We start from the raw sequence: 24,061 nt of genomic DNA on the forward strand, positions 1-24,061 counted from the left end.
ATTTACTTGCTGATATTTAGATGACCATGGAAACAAAAAACGATATCAAAGCTTTTTACGCAGCATCCCGCGCAGCATGGCGCAACTGGCTTGCACAAAATGGCGCGACCGAAAAAGCAGTCTGGCTGATCATTTATCACAAAACCAGCAAAACACCTAGCATTTACTATGCAGAGTCCATCGAAGAAGCATTATGCTTTGGCTGGATTGATTCGAAATCACTCAAACGCGATGAAGAAAGCAGCTATCTCATGTTCACGCCGAGAAAAGCAACGGGCAAATGGAGCGGCGTCAACAAAGAGCGCGTCGCACGCCTGACCGCTGCCGGATTAATGATGCCAGCGGGCCAAAAACTCATTGACCTAGCCATGCAAACAGGAACCTGGGACGCTTTGAATGATGCAGAAAACACCATTATCCCCTCCGATTTGCAGGAATTATTTGATAAAAACGAAACTGCATTCAAAAACTTCCAGGCCTTTCCGCCATCTGCCAAAAGACTGATCCTGACCTGGATCTCAGCCGCCAAACGGCCGGAAACGCGCACGCAGCGCATTGTCCAAACCGTCGAAAAGGCAGCTGAAAATGTGCGGGTCAAAGTTTAAAACAAAATCCCGCTTGTAGGCTGAAAGCGATCGGGAACAGTTTCATCGCTCAGCATATCCATGAGATCAATTTCAATGTTGCGGACAATGGTTGCCGTTGGAACATCATTCAGAAGCCCTTCAAACGGGTTTTCACTGATATCGCCAACATATTCCATGAACATAAAAACCCAGGAAACGATCAGGTTGAAGGGAATTAGCAACAACATGTATTTCTCGCCCAACTCGACAAATTGCGGAAGCAATCCAAATGGCAACAGCGTCATGAATACAAAAATAAAGAGGTTGGAGGTCGTGGCATACTGACGCGGAAATGGCGTGTTTTTGATCCTTTCACTCTTTCCCTGCTCGTCATAAAGGCTTGATATCAAGTCTTGTAACGCAACATGCTGATAAGGGTCCACCCTGCCCGCTTCCCGCAGCTTGCTCAAATGCTGCGACTGCCGGTCCAGAATCTGGGTCGCCAGATTCTTCTTCATCTTCAATGCAGCCAATTCACTAGCAGCAAGATGTTTTTCAATCTCCTGTTCACAAGGATTCTGAGCGCGTTGCAAAGCTGCACGCTGACGTTCACTGGCCCGGTCTTTATGTTCCCAGGCGGTTCGCTGGGCCATTGCGTTTTTTAATGCATAAAGCCATGCAATATGACGATGTAGCATAATCCGCACGTCATCATTCCCCTCCTCATCATTAACAGTGAAAGCCCGCAATGCTGCGCCGAAAGATCGGCTGTGATTCGTAATGCTTCCCCATATTTTCCGCGCTTCCCAGCTGCGGTCGTACGATTGATTGTTTTTAAAACCAACAAAAAAAGCAGTGGCCGTTCCGACTAACGACACTGGCAACCAGGGAATTGCAACCCAGGTCCACCCGAGATAACTGTAAACAAAGATGGCAATGGAACCTGTTGCAATGGAAAACAGAACCATTCGCCAAGAATAAAAATAAACGATAAGCGGGGACAAATAGCGATTTACATACATCTCAAAAACAGCTATGATAGAAGTGAAGCCGTTAAAATACAGCTTTTTCCAATAACCTGCCCGACCTGACTAATCGGCTTAATATGATCTGTTTGTAAAATCTTGAAAATTCAAGCTTCACACTATTCCGCGCGGGCGGTTTGAAATGTCACCGTCTTGTTTTGGACCGGTTCCAGTGAATTGAAAAAATAGTAAAGCGCTTTCAAATCATTGTCACTGAATCGTTGATAAGCTTTCCACGGCATCGGCGTTTCAGAATAGATAGCGCCGGCCCGAAATCTGTGTGTAAAATCGGTGGGTTTCCACTTTACGATGGCGCCGGTTTTTTCATCGGGAGTCAGGTTTGGCGTTGTAAATGTGCCGCCCTTTGCATTGGTCTGATAACCGCCTGCGAACTTGGCACCGATAAAATCCCCCGTATTTTTATCCCGATTGGTGTGGCATCCCACACAATTCCCGACCGAAGTCGCCAAATATTGCCCATATGCCGCGCTTGTGTCCGGTTCCAGATGTGTTTTGGGTGTTGTTTCAGGATAAACTGGCTTGATAATGAAGCGCAGCACCATTTTGCCGACAATGTTCAGGCTGTTTTCCTTCACCTTGTTCCTGACCGGCTTAATGGTTCGTAAATAAGAAATAACGGAACGGATGTCGCTGTCGCTCATGGTGTTATAGCTCATAAAAGGAATAAGCGCAGCATTGTCATGCTTTACGGAATAGCGGATGGCCCGTGCCAGCATTTCATCGCTGAACCCTCCTATTCCCGTGAGCGTGTCGGGTGTGAGGTTCGGCGTGTAAAGTTCTCCAAAAGGCAATTTGAGCTCATGCCCGCCAATAAGTCCGAGTTTTGTTCCCGTTTGTAAACTGGTCTCGCCGTCGGGTGCGTGGCAATTCCAGCAATGTCCGGGACCCATGACAATGTATTCTCCGCGCGCGATCACTGCCGAGTCTTTGCTGGCTTTGATCCCGGTTACGGGCACTTCAAATTGCTGTTTGTAAGTGGCTTGCACATAAATTAAAAATATGGAAATGACGATTGCTAATGCTCCAAAGACTTTGGAAAACCTCCTGACGAATTTTTTCATGGCTAAAAGATTTGTGCTTGATTCGGAAGCAAAACAAGCACAATTGCGTCGCCGGGAAGCTAACACATTACGCCAATGAAATAGCAGTTTGCGCCAACTTATGCAGCGTTGTCTCAGTCAAAACTGCGTTTTTTCTGCGCAGGACTCGTTTGGGTCCAGCTTTTGAATGCGCGGTGAAAGGCGCTGGGCTCGGTGTAGCCAAGCACTTCGGAAATGGCATGCATGGTGGCGTTTGTGTTTTTCAATAAGTTGAATGCTAATTCCTGCTTTATTTTAGCGCCGACAGACCGGTAACTTTCATCTTCCTGTTGCAACTTGCGCTGAAATGAACGCTCGCTGACATTCATATGCGCGGCTATGACTTCTAACGGAGGCATTTTCCCATAAAAGTCTTTGATAATCGCCTGCCTGACCTGCTCTGCAAATTGCGCTTGCTGCATGATAACGGCATGTTTGGTCCGGAGGATTTCGGCAAAAGACATATAAAGTGATTCATCATAACTCACGAGCGGAAATTCCGCAAATTCTTTTGGGAAATACAGCACATTACGCTTGCCACCAAACGTAATCTGACATTGCAATACACGTTCATAATCTGCTTTTGGCACCGGACTACTGTAAGCCAGTTCCGCACGAATTGGATAGATGCGTTCGCCGGTGAAGATCCGAATGTAAGCCAATGAGCCGGAAATGGCTGTTTCAAGTCCGTGGCGGGCCGTTTCGGGAGAAATCTGGCTCCATAAAGGGCTCACTCCAAACACAATTTCAGATTCTTTTCCAGCATGAAAATCATAGGAAATCCAGCCCGAAATCGTCTGCTGATATTTTACAATCTCAGCAAAAGCATCCTTAATTGTTGGACAGCTTTGCATGAGATAACCCAGCAGTCCCAGCACGCCCGGATTGTTTTCCTGTCCCATATGCAACCCAAATGCGTGGTCACCGGTTGCAGCAATAACTTCTTCCCAAAGTTTGATCACGGCGTTCACATCTTCCACTTTTCTATCGGCATCGGCGAGGTCCGATGGCTCAATGCCAAGGGCATTGCAAAGCCTGGACACATTGCCGCCCTTCGCGGAAGCTGCATAAATGATATTTCTTAAAACACGAATGGTGCTATACATGCGAACATAAAATGGCGAGGGCGCTTTGAACAAACATATTTTACAAATAATACTTATATTAAAATTGAAAAATATAAAAAGTATTAAAAGTACATTCAAAAAATAGGAGTTTGACAAATGGATTTGCACCATAGATCAAACTCCTAAAAATATAAAATAAAGCGCAATCTAACTCAAATCATTGGTATGAAACCCTGTAAACGACACCATTTGTGTCATCAGTGAACAGCAATGAACCGTCCGTATGAACGGCCACGCCTACGAGTCGGCCAAAGTGGGCGCGGTTATTATTGACAATAAATCCCGTCACGAAGTCGTCGAAGCGGACAGGCTTTCCATTTTCAAAGTGCATCCGGACGATCCTGTAACCCACGGGCGAGCTTCTGTTCCACGACCCACGCATGGCCACAAACGCATCATTTTTATACTCTCCCGGAAACATTGAAGCCGTATAAAAAGCCATGCTCATCGGAGCGGCGTGTGCTTGATAAGTGAGCGTGGGCAATGTTGTTTTTTGCAAATATTGCTGGTAAGTCGTGTCACCTTCCGGACGGTCGCCAGGATTGTATTTTCCTTCTCCATAAATGTAAGGCCAGCCATAATCCGCGTTTTGCTTGATCTGGTTCACTTCCTCTTTCTGCTCATCATCGCCCAGCCAGTCAATGCCGTGGTCCATTCCCCAGAGCTCGCTCGTTTCGGGATGCCAGCCAAAACCGATCGTGTTACGCAAGCCTTTTGCAAAAACCTTCCGGTTTGAGCCATCTTCTTCTGCACGCAGGATGGTCGCGTTTTCAGGATTTGGTTCAGGGCATGAATTACAAGTGCTGCCGACCGTCAGATACATTTTTTTATCGGGACCAAAAGCAATGGTGCGATTGGGATGCTGACCGCCGTCGGGCAGGTCGCTAATCAACATGCGGGGTTGGCTCAAAGTGCCGTCAGCATTCATATCCGCTTCGTACACTTCGTTTACAGCAACCATGTACATTTTATTGTTATAGATGTAAAGGCCATGCACCTGCTTAATGGTCGCCACGGTTTTCTTGTCTTCGGCGATTCCATCCTTATTTGCGTCAATCAGCATGATCACGATGCCGGCTTCCCGGTCGGATACGTAGACATTTCCATTGGTGTTGACGGCCAGGATTCTTGGTCTGCCCACGCCTTCTGCAAATTTGTTAATCGTAAAACCAGCTGGAACCCTCAACTGGGCAACATTCGCTTCATTTGCGGGTTGTACGGCAGGATAAAAAACGAAATTTTCTATCTCCGCCTGCGTTGGTTCTTCATCTGTTTCTGGAATCAACGTATCCCAAAAATCGTCGTCGCCATCTTTGCAGCTGGTGATTAACAGCGACGAGGTAAACAAAAATGCAGCCGTCAATGCGGCAGTCATGGAAACTGGGTGAAACTTTTTCATAAGCGTTGGATTAATTTCTTGAATGTTGATGAAATCCCTTTCGGGAAAGTGCGGGCAGCATACAAATCCTGTTCCAGCATTTGGTACGATTTTATACCCCAAACGGCAAAGAAATTTGAACATTATGGAAATCATCACAAACGACAATACGAATGCCGCGCAGATTGACCGCGATGGCGAAAACAAGAGCGTATGGCAGCTGAACGCCAAAAAAGAGACCGATAACGGATTTTTCAATGCCGACACGGTTTATGATTCGGTCATTGTTGGAGCCGGGATCACCGGGGTCACGACTGCGTTGCTCTTGCAGCGTGCCGGACAAAATTGCGTGATCGTGGAGGCGCATAATCCCGGTTATGGCACAACGGGCGGCACTACTGCGCACATCAACACTTTTGCGGACACCACTTATGCGGATGTTGAAAAGGATTTTAGCCCAAAAGCATCCCAGCAATTCGCAGATTCCATCACAGATTCGGTCAGTCTGATCGCAGAACTTGTCAGGACTTACAATATTGATTGTGATTTTGAGTGGAAAAACGGCTATGTGTATGCTGAAACAGATGCTCAGGCGGAGGAGCTCACCGATTTATATGAAAGCGCGCTTCGTGTAGGCGTCAGCGTAAAAACCACTGAACATGCACCGGCGCCGGTTGTTTATAAAAAAGCCGTCGTTTTTGACAAACAAGCGCAATTTCATCCTCTAAAATACATTAATGCATTGCTCGCAGAATTCGTGAGGTTGGGCGGAGCAGTTGTCGAAAAAACATTGATTGACGAAATCAAAACTGAGGACGGTTACCACATTGCCAAATCCAAAGACAGAGAGATTAAGGGAAAAAATGTTGTGTATGCAACCCACATTCCGCCCGGAGGAGTCAATGTCCTGCATTTCAGGAATGCGCCTTACCGCAGCTATGTTGTCGCCGTTGAGCTGACGGATGAAAAGGATTATCCGGACGGACTCGTGTACGACATGCAAGAGCCATATCACTATTTCCGGACGCATGTTATTGATGGAAAAAAATACCTGATATCAGGCGGACACGATCACAAAACCGCCCACGGAGATCCGGAACAGTCATTTGCAGACCTTGTCAATTACACCAAAGAATGTTACTCGGTGAAAAGTGTGCTTACCAAATGGTCGTCACAATATTATGTTCCTGCGGATGGATTGCCTTACATTGGACAGATGCCAGGCGTTGCAAATGGCATTTACGCAGCCACAGGCTTCAATGGAAACGGGATGATTTTGGGAACAGTTTCGGCCATAGTAATCAGTGATATCATTGCAAAAGGTGAAAGTGCTTATGAAGATCTTTACAAGCCTTCGCGCATCAAACCCATCGCCGGATTCAAAGAAGCCATTAAAGAGAATGCGGACGTCGCAAGCCGTTTCATTACAGACAGATTCGGCATTGAAGAGATCGAATCAATTTCCCAAATTCCAAACGGAACAGGTGAGATTTTCGATTACAAGGATCAGAAACTGGCCATTTACAAAGACTTATCGGGCAATGTGAAAGCTCTGGATCCGGTTTGCACGCATACGGGTTGCATCGTGCAATGGAATAATTCAGAAAAGAGCTGGGATTGCCCTTGCCACGGCGGCAGGTTTGATACAAGCGGGAATGTGCTTACAGGACCGCCTAGAATTGCATTGAAACAAATTGATATTCACACAGCAGAAGAAAAATAAAATGCTGTGGGCCCGGCGGTTATCTTACCGCCGGGCCTCTTCCAAAAGACTATCCAACGCCATTAAAACTTCCGCAGGAGCTGGAAATGCGATTTCCTCCGCATACAGCTTTTCCGTCACGTGCCTGATGATCGCGTTTTTGCTTCGTAAAGATTTCGGGACGGAATATTCAATGATCCGATGCGGTGAATTCCATGGCGTATGCTGGGGATTAGTCTGCGCATAAAGCACAACCTGAGGCGTTTGCGTTGCAGCCGCAATGTGAATCGTGCCCGTGTTGACCGAAATCAATGCCTGAGCATTTTTTAACAAAAAGATAAATTCCCCTATTGAAAAACGGCCTGCAACAGAAAGGGCGCCGGTCCCAATGCCGTTCGCAATCATTTCTGCAAGTTCATGCTCAGAGGTCGCCCCCGAAACCAGAATGGGCACATTGTATTTTTGAATGATGGCCTTTCCAATCTCAATCCACTGATCAGCCGGATATTCGCGTTTCAGCTCAGAAACACCCGGATGCAGCATGATGTAAGGTTTGTTTAAACTAATTCCCAAATCATTCAGTAGTTTTTGACAAGATTTCTGTTCTGCATTATTGCTTTTCAAGTGAAATTGCTGATCCGAAATCCGAGCTCCCAAATGTTCAACTAAGGCCAGGTCGCGCGTGACCTGATGACGGATTGTGTCGTAAGGTTCAGGATCGGGAATCCAGTGTGTTGACAATTGATATGGATTTTCACGCGCATAAGCGACGCGAACTGGTATGTCGGCCATGTAGGCAAGCATTGCAGCGGGGAGCGAACTTTGGCTGTAAACAGTGAAAATGATCACCGCATCAAACTTTCTTTGACGGATTTCCTCGGCGAGCAAAAGGAGCTCTCCGCTTTGAGAACCAGTGCTTTGCACCCAAGGTAAATTGCAAATCATCAGCTCGTCCACACAATCAAGATATGGTGCAATGATTGCGCCGGCCTTCGAAGTCAGCAATGTAATGTTGCTGTGAAATGTGTTTTTCAATGCGCGCATTGCAGGTGAAGCCATGATTACATCGCCCATGTTATCGGCCCGGATGCACAGGATATTTTTATATCCGCTCGGCTCAGACATGGCGAACATTGGCTTTCTCCAAAATAAACTCAGCTGCTCCGAAAAAGTCAGTCGACGTAAAATCTGGCTCACGGTAAGTTCCTGGCAACCATTCCGTTTCATTCCCATTATTGATCAAAATCGATTGGCAGCCCGCGCGCTTGCCCGCTTCCACATCATTCAAAATGTCACCGATCATCCACGACTTTTTTAAATCGATGTGCAGATCATAAGCCGCTTGCAGCAACATTCCCGGTTTGGGCTTGCGGCAATTGCATAACGCCTCCCCAGCAGTTGGCAGATGCGGGCAGTAATAAAATCCGGATAGGACGAGGTCATTTTCCCTGAAAACTTCTTCAAAGAAGACAATCAGTTGATCCAGCGCTGCTTGCGTGAATTTTCCTAATGCCAATCCAGGTTGATTGGAAATGATAACCAGCTTAAAACCATTTGCTTGTAAGGCAGCCAATCCTTCGAAAACTCCCTTTTCAAACCGCACCTTTTCCGGATCAGCATTATACGGCACATCAATGATCAATGTGCCGTCTTTGTCCAGAAAAACTGCTTTTGACAAATCAGGAGACTGCATAAGTGAGGGCGCTTGACCGGTAATTTTTCAAAGCATTCCTGCGCAAACCCTTCACGTGCAGCAAGTAAACGCGTCCGGGATAACTGCGCCCTGTTACGCGTGCGTAAAGATGATGCGCTTTTTTAGCCACAAAATCCCACGTAAAATTCTCATTAACCCTGCGCAGCGCATTCTCGCAGAGATCCTTATATTTTTCGGGGCAAGATATCCCTTCCTTGAATGCATTAGCAAGCGCTTCCGGATTGTGCGGGGGAACAAGAAAGCCCGTTTTTGCGTGCTCAACGGTGTATTTGATGCCGCCGACATCAGAGCCGATCACGGGCGTGCCGCATGCCATGGCTTCCAAAGGAGTAATGCCGAAGGGCTCGTACCAGGGTGTAGAAATGAAGAAATCCGCCGCCTGATAATAATGTCGCAGCTCCTGCCTGTTGCGTCTGCCAACAAACTCAACTGCCGTCGCAACGCCTTCTTTCTGCGCGATGTCTCTTAATCTTCGTAATTCTGGATCATTGTCAAAATCTGGCTTGTCTGTTGATCCGCCAACCACGAGGAGCTTTATTTTTGGAATATCTTTCAGATAATGCATGGCCCGGATGACATTGTCGATCCCTTTTCGCGGAACGACCCGGCCCAGTTGAAGCAATATCAACTCATCTTTTTGCAAGCCCAGTTTGCGCCTTGCCCCAGCCTTTGAAGCCGGGTAAAATTCGTTTGAACTGAAACCGCACGGAATGATGCTGATGCGACTCGGATCAGCATGGTAATAATCAATCAGATCCTCGCGATCCTGCGGACATTCTGCGATCAAATAATCTGCATCGTCTACAATCATTTGCTCAATGTCCAGTCGCGCAGCCGGGAATGCATCCTTCTCTTTCTGATGGATCATTCGGATCTTGCCCAAAGCATGAAAAGTGATCACATACGGAATGCCGAGGCGGCTTTTAATGCGTGACGCGACCAGTCCGGACATAAAAAAGTTAGCATGGACAAGGTCATATTGAACATTGTTGCTTCTGATAAAACGGATCATGCTTCTTGTAAACTCGTCCATGTAACCCAGCAGCATCTCTTTTGCCACCGCTTTTGCAGGACCAGCATCTATATGAATGACCCGGATATTGGGCAACCACGACACGATCTGCGGCAGTTCTTCATTATCCTTCCTCGTGAAAATGTCAATTACATAGCCCAGCTTTGCCAGTGACTTGCAGATTTCGGCCACATACACGTTCTGGCCTCCGCTGTCAACCCCACCCAGTACGGCCAGTGGAGATGCGTGCTCACTGATAAATGCTATTTGCTTTTTCATGGTTGTTGACATTTAGTTGGATAGTCTCCCTGAAAACACCTTCCCATTCTGCGGTAAAGCGGTTAATGCCGAATTTGTCCAAAGCAAGCTGCTTTGCATTTTCGCCCATTCGCTTCGCCAGATCGTGGTTTTGGATCAGCAGATTCATATCGTCAATTAGTTTGTTGATGTTCGTATCGATGAAGCCCGACTCGCCGTTTTTGATCACTGTTACATATTCCGTTGTCGCCATGGCAACCACCGGCATGCCCGTCATCATGGCCTCGCAAACAGCCAGGCCGAAGCTTGTGTAACGGATCGGGTTAAAAAAGAAGCGGTAATGACTGATAAATTCGGGCAGCTGCGGATTGAGCACTTCTCCTAACCCGCCCGATTCCAATGTGCCCATGCCCACCAGGTCCAGCGGCACGTGCTTCCTCACCTCTTCAAACACATCCCAGCCAGTAATGCGGCCACGCTGCTGAATGTGGTTGATCACGACAATTCCCTTAGCAATATCCCCCTGGTAAGCCACCTGCGGAATGCACACGCCATGCTCAATCACACGGACATTTGGCAGCCCGGTGCTATCCCACATGAGTTTGTTAAAATGCGTCACATGGACCAATGTTACCGTCGGGTCATTCAGGACGTGGCGGGTGTTGGTCGGATGTTTTTCTGGTGTGTTATGCTCGACATAAACACTGGGTAAAGATTTTTGCCAATCCGCCAGCACTTCATGTTGGTCAATGAGAAAGTTTCGCTCGGATTGAAACAAAATGCAATCAAACTGCATGTTACGAACTTCCTGCGCCGGAACTTCAATTACATTCAAGCCAAAAGGAAACGTTGTCCCGCGACCGTAATAACCCTCTGTTTTGCTTTCCGTAGTCGGAATGAAGATGTCGTAATTGCCTTGTGAAAGATAATACAGATAACTTCCGTGGATGTGCCAGGTGAAAATCCTAAGCCTTTGTTTCGTATCAATCGTTTCATTCATAATGCTGCGTTTTGCATGGACCAGACGGCCCCTAGTAAAAAACGGTGCCATTGCGAACAAACCGCTTCCCTGATTATTAGGCATTTACGAAACGCTTCTCTACTTTGAAGCAACCGTCTCTAAACCAGACGTATACGGACTTTTTACACAAAAATACATGCATGGAAGAATATACACATCGCCCAACTGGCACAATACTTGTACAGGCCTCGCTGCATTTTAAACTTCAATTCACGGCCTATGTATATTTTAGGAATCAACGCAGCATTTCACGATTCTGCCGCCGCCCTTGTTAAAGACGGAAAAATTATCGCTGCCGCGGAGGAAGAAAGATTTACACACATCAAACATGGCAAACGACCTGTTCCTTTTTCAACATGGGAATTGCCCTTTCACGCCATTGATTATTGTCTCAAAACTGCGGGCATTACATTAAAAGATGTCGATCGCGTTGCTTATTCCTTTGATCCGGAAGGTGTAAATGAGGGGTCTGTTTACGAAGATGATTTGTTGTCAAACTCCGAAGTGCTTGTTGCTTCCGATATTTATAATGGCTGGGACACGATTTTTTTAAACTACATCCGCAAGGCGCCCGAGCAATTGCGTGACGGTTATCCGCATCATTTGCAAAAACGATTTGCTGATGCCGGAAACATTACCGAAAAGTGGGAATTTGTAAATCACCACATTGCCCACGCCGCCAGCGCATTTTTCCCGTCGCCTTATGACAATGCAGCGGTGATGACACTGGACGGTCGCGGTGAAAAAGCGACGACGGGTTACTTTCTGGGAAATGGAAATTCGCTGAAACAGCTTGCAACTGTTGACATGCCACATTCGCTCGGCATGCTTTATGAAAAAATAACGACTTACTTGGGTTTCCTGCACTCATCGGATGAATACAAAGTGATGGCGCTGGCTTCTTACGGCCAGCCTGTTTACCTGGAAGATTTCCGTTCGGTAATCCATGTGCAGGACAACGGACAATATACAATTGATGAATTTGATCCGGAACAATGGTGGGGACCAAGCCGCACGAAGGAAGACCCCTTTGATCAGCTGCATCACGACATTGCGCATTCATTGCAAAAAGCATTGGAAGAAACCGTTCTGAAACTGGCGACCTGGCTGCATCACGAAACGCAATCGGAAAACCTTTGCATGGCAGGTGGCGTGGCGCTTAACTGCGTCATGAATGCAGTAATCCGTGATAAAGGTCCGTTCAAAAACATCTGGGTGCAGCCAGCCGCAGGCGATGCGGGGACGGCACTGGGAGCAGCACAATGGCTTGATGTTCAACTCAATGCCAATCATGCAGACGCGCGTTACACCGCACAGATGGATCACGTTTACTGGGGGCCGGAGTACACGGATGAGGAGATTGAAAAATTCATGATTTGGGCAAAAACCCCTTATAAAAAACTTACTGACGTTGCCAAAGAAACCGCAGCGATCCTAGCCGAAAACAAAGTCATTGCCTGGTATCAAGGCAGAATGGAATTCGGACCACGCTCCTTAGGAAGCAGGTCTATCCTGGCCTCTCCTATCCATCCGGATATGCAGGCAAGGCTGAATGACATTAAGGATAGGGAGGATTTCAGACCAGTGGCGCCGGTTGTACTGGAAGAGGACGCGGCGGATTGGTTTGAGAATGCAACCGTTTCGCCATTTATGCTTTTTGTATATCCTGTAAAAGATGATAAGGCCGACCGCATTCCGGCAGTGCGCCACACCGACGGCACGGCACGCGTCCAGACCATTAATGCACAACAACATCCGCATTATTATGAGCTGATCAAAGAGTTTAAAGCGCTTACCGGTGTTCCTGTCTTGGTCAATACATCATTCAACACACGCGGCGAGCCTATTGTATGTTCACCGAGGGACGCCATTGAATGTTTCTGGACTTCGCCATTTGATGCATTGATTATCAACTCTTTTATTCTTCAAAAATGATGGATAAAGCGAAATTGAGTGTAGTAATTCCAACATATCGGCGGCCGGAGCTTCTGCGGCGGTGCCTGGAAGCGATCCGACAGCAAATTTGTCCGGATTGCTCCTTTGAAGTGCTTGTCATTTCCGATGGACCCGATCCCGTAACGGAGTCACTTATGCTCGAATTCAATCAAAACTTTCCTGATTTTCCGTTAAAATATCATCCATTGCCAGCCAAGCGCGGGCCAGCCGCAGCGCGTAATCTGGGTTGGAGAAAATCCGCGGGCGAACTGATCGTTTTCACGGACGACGACTGCATTCCGGCTTCATCCTGGCTGGATGCTTACTGGTCTGCCTTTCACTTGCGCGGGAAACTGCTCATTGGTTTTACAGGAAAAGTGGAAGTGCCCGTTCCGGAAAGGCCCACAGATTACCAAAAGAATGTTGCACATCTCTCAACGGCTGAGTTTATAACTGCCAATTGCGCCTGCTCCCGCGCTGCATTGGAACTTGTCGGTGGATTTGATGAAGACTTTCCCATTGCATGGCGGGAAGATTCCGAACTGCAATTCAAATTATTGAAAGAGCAATTGCCCATCGTGCATGTGCGTGAAGCATTGGTCTGCCACCCCGCGCGCGCCGCGTCTTGGGGCACCAGCATCCGGGACCAGCAGAAAAGCATGTTCAATGCATTGCTTTTTAAAAAACACCCGGATTTATACCGCAGCAAGATCGCATCCGGTCCCGTCTGGAATTATTACTCGATTATCGCCGCGACGCTTCTTGCCTTTGTGGGACTTATTATCCATGCCAAAGCGCTGGTGATTGCGGCATTTGTGGTTTGGGCAATTGCTGTTGTCTCATTCATTATCAAGAGATTAAAAGGAACCGACGTCTCATTTTCGCACCGCGCCGAAATGATTATCACATCGCTTGTTATTCCATATCTTTCTGTTTACTGGACGCTCCGCGGGGCATTGCGTTATAAAGTGTTCTTCCTATGAAATTCCCGGTCGAAACCACCCACAAAATCGCCGTTTTCAGGGCTTTGCAACTTGGTGACATGCTGTGCGTTGTGCCTGCATTGCGCGCATTAAGGAGCAGTTATCCGGATGCCGAGATTACATTGCTTGGCTTGCCGTGGGCTTTATCATTTCAAGAACGCTTTTCAAAATATGTCGATCGCTTTATCCACTTCCCAGGTTATTACGATTTGCCCGAGCAGCCTTTCGACCAGCAGGCGTGGGATAATTTTGGGGAGCAAATGCGTTCGGAGCAATTCGATTTGATTTTACAAATGCAAGGCAATGGCAGCGTTGTCAATGATATGCTTGAAAACCTGCGGGCGGGTTACGTTGCCGGATTTCACAGTTCGGGCAATTACAGGGATAATGAGCTGTTTTTAGAATATCCCAATGGCATTTCAGAGATCGACCGGCATTTGTTAATGCTGGCCAACCTGGGCATTAAGCCCGAAGGAAACGAGCTTGAATTTCCGATCGAAGCTGCGGAAAGCAGCCATTTATATGAAACCAATCCTTATTTGGAAAAAGGTCGTTACATATGCGTGCACCCGGGTTCGCGCGGCACGTGGCGCCAGTGGCCGCCTTCGCATTTCGCTTGCCTTGCGGATGAATGCGCGGGATTGGGTTACCAGGTCATTGTGACGGGAACTAAGGACGAAGCCAACGTAACCAGTCAGGTTGTTGAGCAGATGGATTATCCCGCCATTGACCTTACCGGCAAAACGGGACTGGGCGAAATCGGGCAACTTATCAAAGACGCGGGATTGCTTATCAGCAATTGTACCGGCGTTTCCCACATTGCGTCAGCCGTGCGCACGCCCAGCATTGTCATTAGCATGGACGGAGAGCCCGAGCGCTGGGGTCCTTTGAATAAGTCACTGCACACAACGGTTGACTGGACAAAAACACAGGATTTTGATGCCGTAATGGCTTCCATGCACACCTTACTCAGGTCTTCCCCCTTGCGTCCCAGTGGTCTTTAATCACAACGCCTTTTTGATCTTTTACGATTTTTCGGACAAAGCGTTCGCCTTTAATCATGCCATCCTCGCCTAATGTTCCGATGAAAAGCAGGATTGGATTTCCTTCTTCATCTGTTTTAAAACTAATGTCATACCGCTCAAATTTCATCGTGATCATATGATCCGCAAGATATTTCTTGCTCAGCTTTTTCAATAACTTTTCCCCGATCTTCATAGTGTTTTCAAGTTCATTAATTTGGAATCAGCTGGTTTACGCGAAACCATTGGTAACCATAGCCTTTCAATGAAACGTTATATTTTCCAGCCACGGGTTTTTTATCATCATTGTTGATCAGATCATACAAAATGTCAGCGCCTTTAACCGAGAAGTTGGTCTGCTGCGGTTGATCGCTGAAATTGTGCAGGATCACGACGGACTTGCCGTTGTGCTCATATCGAAGCCCCAGCACATCAGGCGAGCCGGTGTCTAGCACTGTGTAATCACCCAAACCAATCTCCGGGCAAGCTTTCCGCATGCGGATCAGCGTCGTGGTCCAGCTGAGCAGTGAGCTGGAATCGCGCGTCTGTGCAGCAACATTGATCTTTTTATAATCATGTTCACCAAAATCGATCACCGGGCGAAATGCTGTGTCGGCCGTGGTGAAACCCGCGTTTTTATCAGAAGTCCATTGCATGGGCGTTCGCACGGAAATGCGTTCCTGTAACCTCAGATCGTCGCCCATTCCCAGCTCGTCGCCATAACGGATAACAGCAGTTCCGGGAAGCGAAAACAAAAGACTGTAAGCCAGTTCAATGTGTTTGCGATCATTCCCCAGCATGGTCGACAACCGCCTGCGAATGCCACGATCATACAACTGCATGTTCTTATCCGGGCCAAATTTCTCAAAAACTTCATTGCGCTGCTTTTCAGTCAGTCGCCCCAGATCCACCTCATCGTGATTGCGCAGAAAATGTGCCCATTGCGACGCATCCGGAATGATTTGTGTTTCAACAAGAGCTTTCTTAAATGGTTCCAGTTTCCCGCTTGCCAACGCGTAAAACAGAAATTGATTCACATAAAAATTAAACATCATTTGAATCCCCTCGCCGCCCTTGCCAAAGTAATTCAGGTTTTCTTCGGGAACCACATTAGCTTCTCCCAAAATGACTACATCAGCCTTGCGCGACTGCGCAAATTGCCGGATGTCAGTTAAAAATTTGTAGTCGAGTTTCGGGTTATTGCCCGGTCCTTTCGGAATTTCAATGATGAACGGAACCGCGTCGAGCCTGAAACCTGAAATGCCCTGATTAAGCCAGAAACCAATGATTTTCTGCGCTTCCCTAACGACCTCAGGATTGGCGTAATTCAAATCCGGCTGAAATTGATAAAATCGATGATAGTAATATTGTCCGCTCACCGAATCCATGCTCCAAACCGCCTCCTGATAACCCGGAAACACCATCCCGACCTTGTAATCTTTGGGCAATTTATCGGACCAGATATACCAGTCATGATATTTTGAAGTTTTGCTTTTGCGTGCCTCCTGAAACCACTGGTGTTGTGTGGAAGTGTGGTTAATGACGAGATCCATTATGACCCGAATGCCTCTAATTTGCGCCTGATTGACAAATTCCGCAAAGTCGCCGCCCGTGCCGAGTCGTTTGTCAACAGCATAAAAATCAGCAACATCGTATCCGTCATCCTGTCCCGGCGAAGGCTGAAAGGGCGCCAGCCAGATCGCGTCCACACCCAATGCGCTCAGATAATCCAGCTTTTGGGTCAAGCCTGTAAAATCGCCCCGCCCGTCGCCGTCACTGTCTTTGAAAGCACTGACTTCAAGATTGTAAATGACCGCGTTTTTATACCAGAAATGATTTTTAAGATCCACGCTGGCAAGCTTGTCCTGAGCCAAACCAGACATTGAAAATCCTGTCAGGAATGTGATTAACAACATAAACGATCTGGTGCACAGCATGATAACTGGCATTGTGAAACTCAGGTTAGGTATTTTCGTCATAGCATTTGAATGTTCGGCGGAGCTTGTAAAAGATTGTGCCGCGCGTATAGTGGAACAATTTTTAAGCTTATCCCCTTAACCGCATTGTTTCGGTGCGTATGAAAGCATTAACACGAACTTAATTGAATGGAAAACTATGACCACGTCCTGATTCACGCTGCCCGAGTGGGCAATGTCGAGGTTATTCAGGAACTGCTTAGCCGGGGAACGCACGTCGATGTCCGGGATGAAAAAGGTTACACGCCGCTGATCATCGCGTGTTATAACAACAAAATTGAAGCCGCAAAAACATTACTGGACAACGGAGCGGCTGTTAACGCGTTTGATTTCGGAGGAAATACAGCCTTGATGGGCGTCAGTTTCAAAGGTTATCCGGAAATAGCCCAACTGCTCATTGACAATGGCGCCGACCTGAACATGCAGCACGGCAATGGCGGAACTGCTTTGATGTTTGCGGCCATGTTTGGTCGCAATGAGCTTGTAAAATTGTTACTTGCGCACGGAGCTGACCGGGAAATTGTGGATGTGCGCGGGTTGTCGGTCACGGATTTGGCTATCCAGCAAGGCAATGACGAAGCTGTCGAGCTTATCGACAATTTTGCTTAATATCATTCTTAAAAACTGACAACATACAAAGAGCGAGGTCAAAGGATTGCAGTTTACAATGTCTTTAACCTCGCTCTTTGTATTCACTAAAAACTTAACATTCAAGCATCAAGCTGGAATTCTCCTCGGCCTTTCACGCTCCCAGAAACGGTGCTGCGCAATGGCTTTAATGAATTGCTCAGCAAGTTGAGAAGCATCGCTGTTGATCACCAATCCCTCTGTCAACACCGACTCGTCCGATTGATCGGCCGGTAATTTTTTGCCAAAATATGTTGCTTCCAAAACCTGCATGGCCGATGCGTCTGCCGCAATGGCTTTGCAATGGCGGAATGCCTCGTTTAGGAAATGCACCGCATCCGCATCCGCTTCCAATGTCGCTGCGCTCACTGCGCCGCCCGCAACGTAAACTGCATCGTATAAAACAGATGCCGCAGTAAGGAAACTCTGCTTCACCGGAATCTCGGAATCATCTTCTGCAATCACAAAGCTCTGTCTTGGTGCGATCACTTCCACAACTGCTCCTGCGGCTTCAAGCGCGCTTTTAACAGTTTTCAGTGCGTTCCCATCCACGCCATCAGCAGCCAAAAATGCAATTTTACGCGTCTTAATCGAGTCTTTTGGCGTGTTGGCCATGCTCAGCGCACCCGAAGATTTCAGTGAACTTTCAACCATTGTTGAATCATAATCTGCCGGATCAGCGTCTGCCGGAATGCTTTGGTTCAATGGCAACGCAGGATCTGACGGCACAGGGATACGCAAGTTAAATGCGACTTGTGCGGCCAGACTTGGCTCAATTAGGGAAAGAATTCCAAGCATTCTTTTACGAATGTCCAGGTCCTGCACTTTTCCCAATTCAAAACTCAATGCGTCAACGATGTGCGTTTGTTCGGGCACAGACTGACTGTTGAAGAACATCTTCGCCTGACTGAAATGGTCCAAGAAACTTTTGCTTCTTGCGCGAATTTTGCGGGCGTCAATGCGTTCCGGGTAGGAAGCAAAACCACCTTCTGCAATCTTGGCCTGCATGGGATAGCCCGCTCCGATCGTATTCGGGTTATAACTCGAACGCCCTTTATTGATTGTTTGACGCATGAAACCGTCGCGCTGGTTGTTGTGCACGGGCACAATCGGCCTGTTGATCGGAATTTCGTGGAAATTCGGACCTCCTAACCTGATCAGCTGCGTATCTGTGTAAGAGAACAATCTGCCTTGCAGCAAAGGATCATTGGTAAAATCAATCCCAGGCACAACATGCCCGATGTGGAATGCGGCCTGCTCTGTTTCTGCAAAGAAATTATCCGGATTACGGTTTAATGTAAGCTTGCCAATGCGCTGAACAGGAACGAGTTCCTCGGGAACAAGCTTGGTCGAATCAAGCAAATCGAACTCGAATTTAAACTCATCTGCTTCCGGAATGATCTGAACGCCCAGTTCCCATTCCGGGAAGTTGCCGCTTTCGATCGCTTCCCAAAGATCACGACGGTGGAAATCGGGATCTTTACCAGAGATTTTCTGTGCTTCGTCCCAAGCCACAGCATGAACGCCAAGCAATGGTTTCCAATGGAATTTGACAAAATTGGAAACGCCTTCTGCATTTACAAATCGGAATGTATGAACGCCAAAGCCTTCCATCATGCGGTAACTGCGTGGCAATGCGCGGTCGCTCATGGCCCACATCACCATATGCGCCGATTCGGGCATTAAGGAAATGAAATCCCAGAATGTGTCATGCGCAGATGCTGCCTGCGGAATCTCATTGTCCGGTTCAGGCTTTACGGCGTGAATCAGATCAGGGAACTTGATCGCGTCCTGAATAAAGAAGACGGGCATATTATTGCCCACCAAATCAAAGTTGCCTTCCTGGGTGTAAAATTTCACGGCAAAACCTCTTACATCACGTGCAAGATCAGTGCTTCCGCGGGAGCCTGCAACCGTTGAAAAACGCACGAAGACAGGCGTTTCGATTTCCGTATCATTCAGGAACTGAGCCCTTGTAACGGAAGCCATGGATTCATACAGCTTGAAAACGCCGTGTGCGCCAGAGCCGCGTGCATGTACAACACGCTCCGGAATCCGTTCATGATCAAAGTGGGTTATTTTCTCGCGCAGGATAAAATCTTCCAGTAAGGAAGCGCCGCGCTCTCCGGCTGTCAATGAATTTTGGTCATCATTGATCTTTACGCCGTGATTTGTTGTAAGAAACTGATTTGCAGATACTTCCTTATCTCTGCCAAGGGCAGTTGTTTTCTCATTTTCCGGTTGTTGTCCCGGATTTGGTTGGGGTTCGTCTTTGGACATAGCGATATTTTTATGATAATGATGCATATCATAAAAAACACGTTCCAAGATCGCAATGCGAATGGCTTACAAAAGCAAAGGCCTCCAAGCGGAAGCCTTTGCTCTTAATCAATCATCGCTATCATTCTCACTATCATCATCGTCCCGACCTTTGATGAGCAGCACCAGAAGCCCGGTGACTGCGATCCCGGTTAGGACCTTTTTGGCAAAGCCAATTTTGTTATATTTCCATTCAGAGTGACCACCGAGCTCCGTAAAGAAATCGGGAAAATGGCCTCGCTTAATGTCGTCTCTGATGCCCTCGATCATATTGATTCGATCGGCAAGCAATAACGAGAGCCAATGCGTCCATTCTGATTCACTGTATTTAAATGCGAACCGTCGCAACTGACCGCTCAGGCCCGATGGTGGATTGGGCGTTCCGAAAACTGCCGAAACACTCGGTCTCTCATTGGAATGTAAAATTTCAACAAGTTCAGGTTGTTGCGGCGGACGCTCCCAGACCATGCCTTTGTTGTCATTTTCAGTCCGATGTTTCATTGGATAGTTAGGCACATCCAACGGATCGGCATCAACTCCCCAGCCATTAATGTGACTAAAATCACTTGCTAACTTTTTCATATCGTTATCATTTTCTTGCTGATGGTGGAATAAGAACGGGCTTGATGCAATTATCGAGCTTCGCCGAAAAAATATGGTAAGCGTCAGAAACTTCCTCGAGCGGAATCCGGTGCGTGATTATTCCCTTTGGATTAAGGCGGCCAGCCTGCACGTGCTCGATCAACCGTGGCAACAAGCGCTTCACCGAAGCCTGGTTGGCACGAATCGTAATGCCTTTGTTAACCACATTGCCAATCGGGATCAGGTTGCCTGTTGGACCATAAACACCGACTATTGAAACGATTCCGCCCTTTTTTACTGAGTTGATTGCCCAATGCAATGCTGTCGCAGAACCGGCTTGTAACAATAATTTCCTGCCTGTAATGGTTTGCAGTGCATCCCCTGCGGCTTCGCAGCCCACAGCGTCAATGCACACGTCAGCGCCCATCCAGTCTGTGGTTTTTTTGATAAATAAAACAGGATCTTCAAGCGAGCGGAAGTTATAAGCTTCGCATTGCGCATAATTTTTTACAAATTCAAGTCGGTATTCCAGGTGATCAATCACGATCACACGGCCTGCACCGAACAACCAGGCCGACTTCGCAGCCATGATGCCAACTGGTCCGGCGCCAAAAACGACAACTGTATCGCCTGGCTTGATGCCGCCCATTTCCGCAGCCTGATAACCAGTAGGAACAACGTCTGTCAAAAGCACGGCGTCATCGTGGTCCATATCGGCCGGGATAACAGTTGGGCCCACATCCGCATAAGGAACACGGACATATTCAGCCTGGCCTCCGTCAAATCCGCCAGCTGTGTGCGAATAACCGAAGATCCCGCCGACGGCAGTGGCTTGCGGGTTGGATTCGTGGCAGTTCCCGAAAAGTCCTTGTTCGCAAAACACGCATTTGCCACAGGCAACATTGAAAGGAACGATCACATTGTCCCCCACTTTCAGGTTTTGCACAGCGTCCCCGATTTCTTCTACAACACCGATGAACTCGTGGCCGAATGTGGTTCCAATGCGGGTGTCAGGCACTAGGCCGTGATATAAATGCAGATCGGAACCGCATATGCATGAGCGGGTTACCCTTACGATCGCGTCTCCCGAATGTTCGATTTGGGGCATAGGCTTATCCCGATCCAACCGGACGCGGAAGGGCCCGCGGAAATTCATTGCTAACATACTTTTTCCTTTTTTAGCACTGTTGATGAAAATTTAGCATTTGATGAGGGGCGTTTCTAAAAACCGTTCCTTGAGGACAAATACATGGCAGCTAGGTGGCGGCAAGCGCTTGCAAAAACGCGTCTAAGGCCTTTGTAGGCAGCTTTTTGACCATTTCAAAAAATAGGCGCTCCTCCCCATATGTAGATGAAACGCACCATATCCGGATGTGAACCCCAATGTTGCCCGTGGGCGCTTGCCGGAATGTTTGCTGGCATATTATTTAAATGCCACCCAGCATTGAGAAGACTCCGTCAACCATTTAAACGGAATGGCGGGAAGCGGATATCGCACACTACTTTTCACAACAACCTTCAACGAACATGGATAGACACATTGAAAATGAATTATTAGAAGCACCAGCATCGGTTAAAATCGACGTTTTGCCTGGAAAACCCTATCCTTTGGGCGCAACCTGGGATGGAAAAGGCATCAACTTTGCCGTTTTTTCGCTGAATGCGCAGGGTGTGGAATTGTGCCTATTCGAGGCCGATAATGAAAAGGAAGAATACATCAAGATAAAAGTAGAGGAAGTCACGCACCACATCTGGCATGTGTACATACCCGGCCTTGAACCCGGGCAGCTTTATGGCTATCGCATGCACGGACCCTATGAGCCGCGCAAAGGACATCGCTTCAATCACAACAAATTGCTGGTTGATCCCTACGCAAAGGCCATCAACGGCACAATCAAATGGGACAAGTCTGTTTTCGCATATGAAATGGGTCATAAGAAAAAGGACCTGAGTTTCAGTGAATCGGATAGCGCCCAGTTTATTCCAAAAGCCGTGGTTATTGATCCGCATTTTGATTGGGAGGACGATGAGAGGCTGGACACTCCGTATCACAACACCATTATTTATGAGCTGAATGTGAAGGGTTTCACCCAGTTGCAAGAGCAGATCCCGGAAGAGATTAGGGGAACTTATGCGGCCATTGCCCATCCGGTCAGCATTGAATATTTCAAAAAACTGGGGGTGACCGCTGTCGAGCTGATGCCCGTTCACCACTTTGTCGAAGACCAGCATTTAATTGAAAAAGGACTCACCAATTACTGGGGCTACAATACGCTAGCCTTTCTGGCACCCGATCCGCGTTACAGCAGCAGCGGAGCCCGCGGCGGGCAGGTCGCTGAATTCAAACAAATGGTGAAAGACCTGCATAAAGCGGGCATTGAAGTGATATTGGACGTGGTGTACAACCACACCGCCGAAGGAAACCACATGGGGCCGACGTTTTCCTTCAAAGGATTTGACAATGCTGCTTATTATCGGCTTGTCAAAGACGACATGAGATATTACATGGATTACACGGGCACAGGAAACACGCTGAATGTGCAGCTTCCGAATGTGCTCGCATTGATTATGGACAGCCTGCGTTACTGGATCACCGAAATGCACGTGGATGGTTTCCGGTTCGACCTCGCTGCCGCGCTTGCGAGGACATTGCATGATACTGACACGCTGAGCTCTTTCTTCAACATTATTCACCAGGACCCGGTTATTTCGCAGGTTAAGCTCATTGCGGAGCCGTGGGACATTGGCGAATCGGGTTACATGGTTGGCAAGTTCCCGGTGGGATGGGGCGAGTGGAATGGCATGTACAGAGATCAGATCCGTGATTTCTGGCGCGGCGGCAACACTTCCTTAACAGAATTTGCCCATCGCTTCACGGGCAGCCCTGACCTTTATCAAAACGGTTACAGACGTCCGACAGCAAGCATTAATTTCATCACAGCCCACGACGGTTACACGCTCAACGACCTCGTTAGTTATGAGAAAAAACATAATGAAGCCAACGGCGAGGACAATAATGATGGCGAAAGCGACAACCGCTCCTGGAATTGCGGCGTGGAAGGCGAGACCGATAAAAAAGAGGTTATTGCGCTTCGTGCAAAACAAAGAAGAAATTTCCTGACCACAATGTTCCTTTCACAAGGCGTTCCTATGCTCGTGGCGGGCGACGAATTCGGGCGGACGCAACATGGGAATAACAATGCGTATTGCCAGGACAACGAAGTTTCATGGCTGGATTGGAAAAACGCAGATGCGGACCTTCTGAACTTCACAAGAAGTTTGATCACATTCTGCTGCGACCATCCCACTTTCCGCAGACGTCGCTGGTTTCAGGATTTGCCTGTGACGAGCTCAAAATACAAGGACATCATGTGGTATTTGCCTGGGGGTAAGCAAATTGAGGACAAACAGTGGAAAAAGGAAGTTGCGCGTTCATTCGGCGTGTTTTTGAACGGTCTGGAAATCCGTTGCGTTGGGCCGGATGGCAAAAGGTTGACGGACGATCACTTCTACATCATTTTCCATTCGGGAGATAAGCCTGTGGATTTCGTTTTGCCAAAAGATGAATGTGCCTCCAAATGGCATATTGTGATCAATACGAGTGAAAATTTCATTGGTGAAAATGAATATGAGATGAAGCCGGGCGAAAAACTGAACATCGCGGGACGCTCAATTATGGTGCTGCGGTGTCCCACGGACAGATAGTTTTTAATG

The 24,061-nt window shown here is 47.7% G+C and carries 20 protein-coding genes; 7 read left to right on the top strand and 13 right to left on the bottom strand.

Annotated features, from left to right (window positions below; translation table 11 throughout):
• Positions 1-26 precede the first annotated feature (26 nt).
• Entirely contained in the window at positions 27-605 is a 579-nt protein-coding gene (locus LZG73_RS06465) for a YdeI family protein (RefSeq protein ID WP_233846997.1), read from the top strand.
• On the opposite strand, the gene LZG73_RS06470 is transcribed toward LZG73_RS06465, so the two are convergent.
• The 4 genes from LZG73_RS06470 to LZG73_RS06485 form a co-directional block, all read right to left on the bottom strand.
• On the bottom strand, positions 602-1,534 hold the full coding sequence (locus tag LZG73_RS06470; RefSeq protein ID WP_233846999.1) for a bestrophin family protein: 933 nt from the start codon (positions 1,532-1,534) through the stop codon (positions 602-604). The genes LZG73_RS06465 and LZG73_RS06470 overlap by 4 nt on opposite strands.
• A 176-nt stretch (positions 1,535-1,710) precedes the next feature.
• Positions 1,711-2,673: a c-type cytochrome gene (locus LZG73_RS06475; RefSeq protein WP_233847001.1), complete on the bottom strand. Its 963-nt coding sequence runs from the start codon at positions 2,671-2,673 to the stop codon at positions 1,711-1,713.
• 113 nt (positions 2,674-2,786) lie between these two features.
• Positions 2,787-3,797 (bottom strand): AraC family transcriptional regulator, encoded by a 1,011-nt coding sequence (locus LZG73_RS06480; protein ID WP_233847002.1) that lies wholly within the window; start codon positions 3,795-3,797, stop codon positions 2,787-2,789.
• A 178-nt stretch (positions 3,798-3,975) separates the two neighbouring features.
• Positions 3,976-5,217 carry a sorbosone dehydrogenase family protein gene (locus LZG73_RS06485; protein WP_233847004.1) on the bottom strand — a complete coding sequence of 414 codons (1,242 nt, stop codon included), beginning with the start codon at positions 5,215-5,217 and terminating at the stop codon, positions 3,976-3,978.
• 124 nt (positions 5,218-5,341) lie between these two features.
• On the opposite strand from LZG73_RS06485, the gene LZG73_RS06490 reads away from it, so the two are divergent.
• Positions 5,342-6,919, top strand: coding sequence for an FAD-dependent oxidoreductase (locus LZG73_RS06490; RefSeq protein WP_233847006.1), 1,578 nt, complete (start codon positions 5,342-5,344; stop codon positions 6,917-6,919).
• Positions 6,920-6,943: 24 nt separating this feature from the next.
• On the opposite strand, the gene LZG73_RS06495 is transcribed toward LZG73_RS06490, so the two are convergent.
• From LZG73_RS06495 to LZG73_RS06510, 4 genes are read right to left on the bottom strand one after another with little or no spacing between them, the layout of a single operon-like run.
• Positions 6,944-8,023: a glycosyltransferase family 9 protein gene (locus tag LZG73_RS06495; protein WP_233847008.1), complete on the bottom strand. Its 1,080-nt coding sequence runs from the start codon at positions 8,021-8,023 to the stop codon at positions 6,944-6,946.
• Positions 8,016-8,591, bottom strand: a complete 576-nt coding sequence (locus tag LZG73_RS06500) for an HAD-IIIA family hydrolase (protein ID WP_233847009.1) — start codon at positions 8,589-8,591, stop codon at positions 8,016-8,018. Before LZG73_RS06500 ends, LZG73_RS06495 begins: the two co-directional genes overlap by 8 nt.
• A complete protein-coding gene (locus tag LZG73_RS06505) occupies positions 8,578-9,903 on the bottom strand; it encodes a glycosyltransferase family 1 protein (RefSeq protein ID WP_233847010.1) in 1,326 nt (441 codons plus the stop codon). Before LZG73_RS06505 ends, LZG73_RS06500 begins: the two co-directional genes overlap by 14 nt.
• Positions 9,875-10,966 carry a glycosyltransferase family 4 protein gene (locus tag LZG73_RS06510; RefSeq protein ID WP_233847011.1) on the bottom strand — a complete coding sequence of 364 codons (1,092 nt, stop codon included), beginning with the start codon at positions 10,964-10,966 and terminating at the stop codon, positions 9,875-9,877. The genes LZG73_RS06505 and LZG73_RS06510 overlap by 29 nt, the downstream gene beginning before the upstream one ends.
• Before the next feature lie 156 nt (positions 10,967-11,122).
• On the opposite strand from LZG73_RS06510, the gene LZG73_RS06515 reads away from it, so the two are divergent.
• From LZG73_RS06515 to LZG73_RS06525, 3 genes are read left to right on the top strand one after another with little or no spacing between them, the layout of a single operon-like run.
• Positions 11,123-12,838: a carbamoyltransferase C-terminal domain-containing protein gene (locus tag LZG73_RS06515; RefSeq protein WP_233847012.1), complete on the top strand. Its 1,716-nt coding sequence runs from the start codon at positions 11,123-11,125 to the stop codon at positions 12,836-12,838.
• Positions 12,835-13,821: a glycosyltransferase family 2 protein gene (locus tag LZG73_RS06520; protein WP_233847013.1), complete on the top strand. Its 987-nt coding sequence runs from the start codon at positions 12,835-12,837 to the stop codon at positions 13,819-13,821. Before LZG73_RS06515 ends, LZG73_RS06520 begins: the two co-directional genes overlap by 4 nt.
• Positions 13,818-14,825 (top strand): glycosyltransferase family 9 protein, encoded by a 1,008-nt coding sequence (locus LZG73_RS06525; protein WP_233847014.1) that lies wholly within the window; start codon positions 13,818-13,820, stop codon positions 14,823-14,825. The genes LZG73_RS06520 and LZG73_RS06525 overlap by 4 nt, the downstream gene beginning before the upstream one ends.
• Here LZG73_RS06525 and LZG73_RS06530 read toward each other — a convergent pair.
• Positions 14,791-15,039, bottom strand: coding sequence for a hypothetical protein (locus tag LZG73_RS06530; protein WP_233847015.1), 249 nt, complete (start codon positions 15,037-15,039; stop codon positions 14,791-14,793). The genes LZG73_RS06525 and LZG73_RS06530 overlap by 35 nt on opposite strands.
• Positions 15,040-15,055: 16 nt before the next feature.
• A complete protein-coding gene (locus tag LZG73_RS06535) occupies positions 15,056-16,822 on the bottom strand; it encodes an alpha-amylase family protein (RefSeq protein WP_233847016.1) in 1,767 nt (588 codons plus the stop codon).
• Between the two features lie 126 nt (positions 16,823-16,948).
• Here LZG73_RS06535 and LZG73_RS06540 point away from each other — a divergent pair, with 126 nt between their 5' ends.
• Positions 16,949-17,428, top strand: a complete 480-nt coding sequence (locus tag LZG73_RS06540; RefSeq protein WP_233847017.1) for an ankyrin repeat domain-containing protein — start codon at positions 16,949-16,951, stop codon at positions 17,426-17,428.
• A 108-nt stretch (positions 17,429-17,536) separates the two neighbouring features.
• On the opposite strand, the gene LZG73_RS06545 is transcribed toward LZG73_RS06540, so the two are convergent.
• The 3 genes from LZG73_RS06545 to LZG73_RS06555 form a co-directional block, all read right to left on the bottom strand.
• Positions 17,537-19,726, bottom strand: a complete 2,190-nt coding sequence (locus LZG73_RS06545) for a catalase (protein ID WP_233847018.1) — start codon at positions 19,724-19,726, stop codon at positions 17,537-17,539.
• 108 nt (positions 19,727-19,834) lie between these two features.
• Complete coding sequence (locus LZG73_RS06550) at positions 19,835-20,347, bottom strand: hypothetical protein (RefSeq protein ID WP_233847019.1); 513 nt, start codon at positions 20,345-20,347, stop codon at positions 19,835-19,837.
• A gap of 7 nt (positions 20,348-20,354) precedes the next feature.
• Positions 20,355-21,512, bottom strand: coding sequence for a zinc-dependent alcohol dehydrogenase (locus tag LZG73_RS06555; RefSeq protein WP_233847020.1), 1,158 nt, complete (start codon positions 21,510-21,512; stop codon positions 20,355-20,357).
• 362 nt (positions 21,513-21,874) lie between these two features.
• Here LZG73_RS06555 and glgX point away from each other — a divergent pair, with 362 nt between their 5' ends.
• Positions 21,875-24,052: a glycogen debranching protein GlgX gene (glgX, locus tag LZG73_RS06560; protein ID WP_233847021.1), complete on the top strand. Its 2,178-nt coding sequence runs from the start codon at positions 21,875-21,877 to the stop codon at positions 24,050-24,052.
• The last annotated feature ends 9 nt before the right edge of the window (positions 24,053-24,061 follow it).

The organism is Dyadobacter sp. CY326 (assembly GCF_021390515.1).
GTDB lineage: Bacteria > Bacteroidota > Bacteroidia > Cytophagales > Spirosomataceae > Dyadobacter.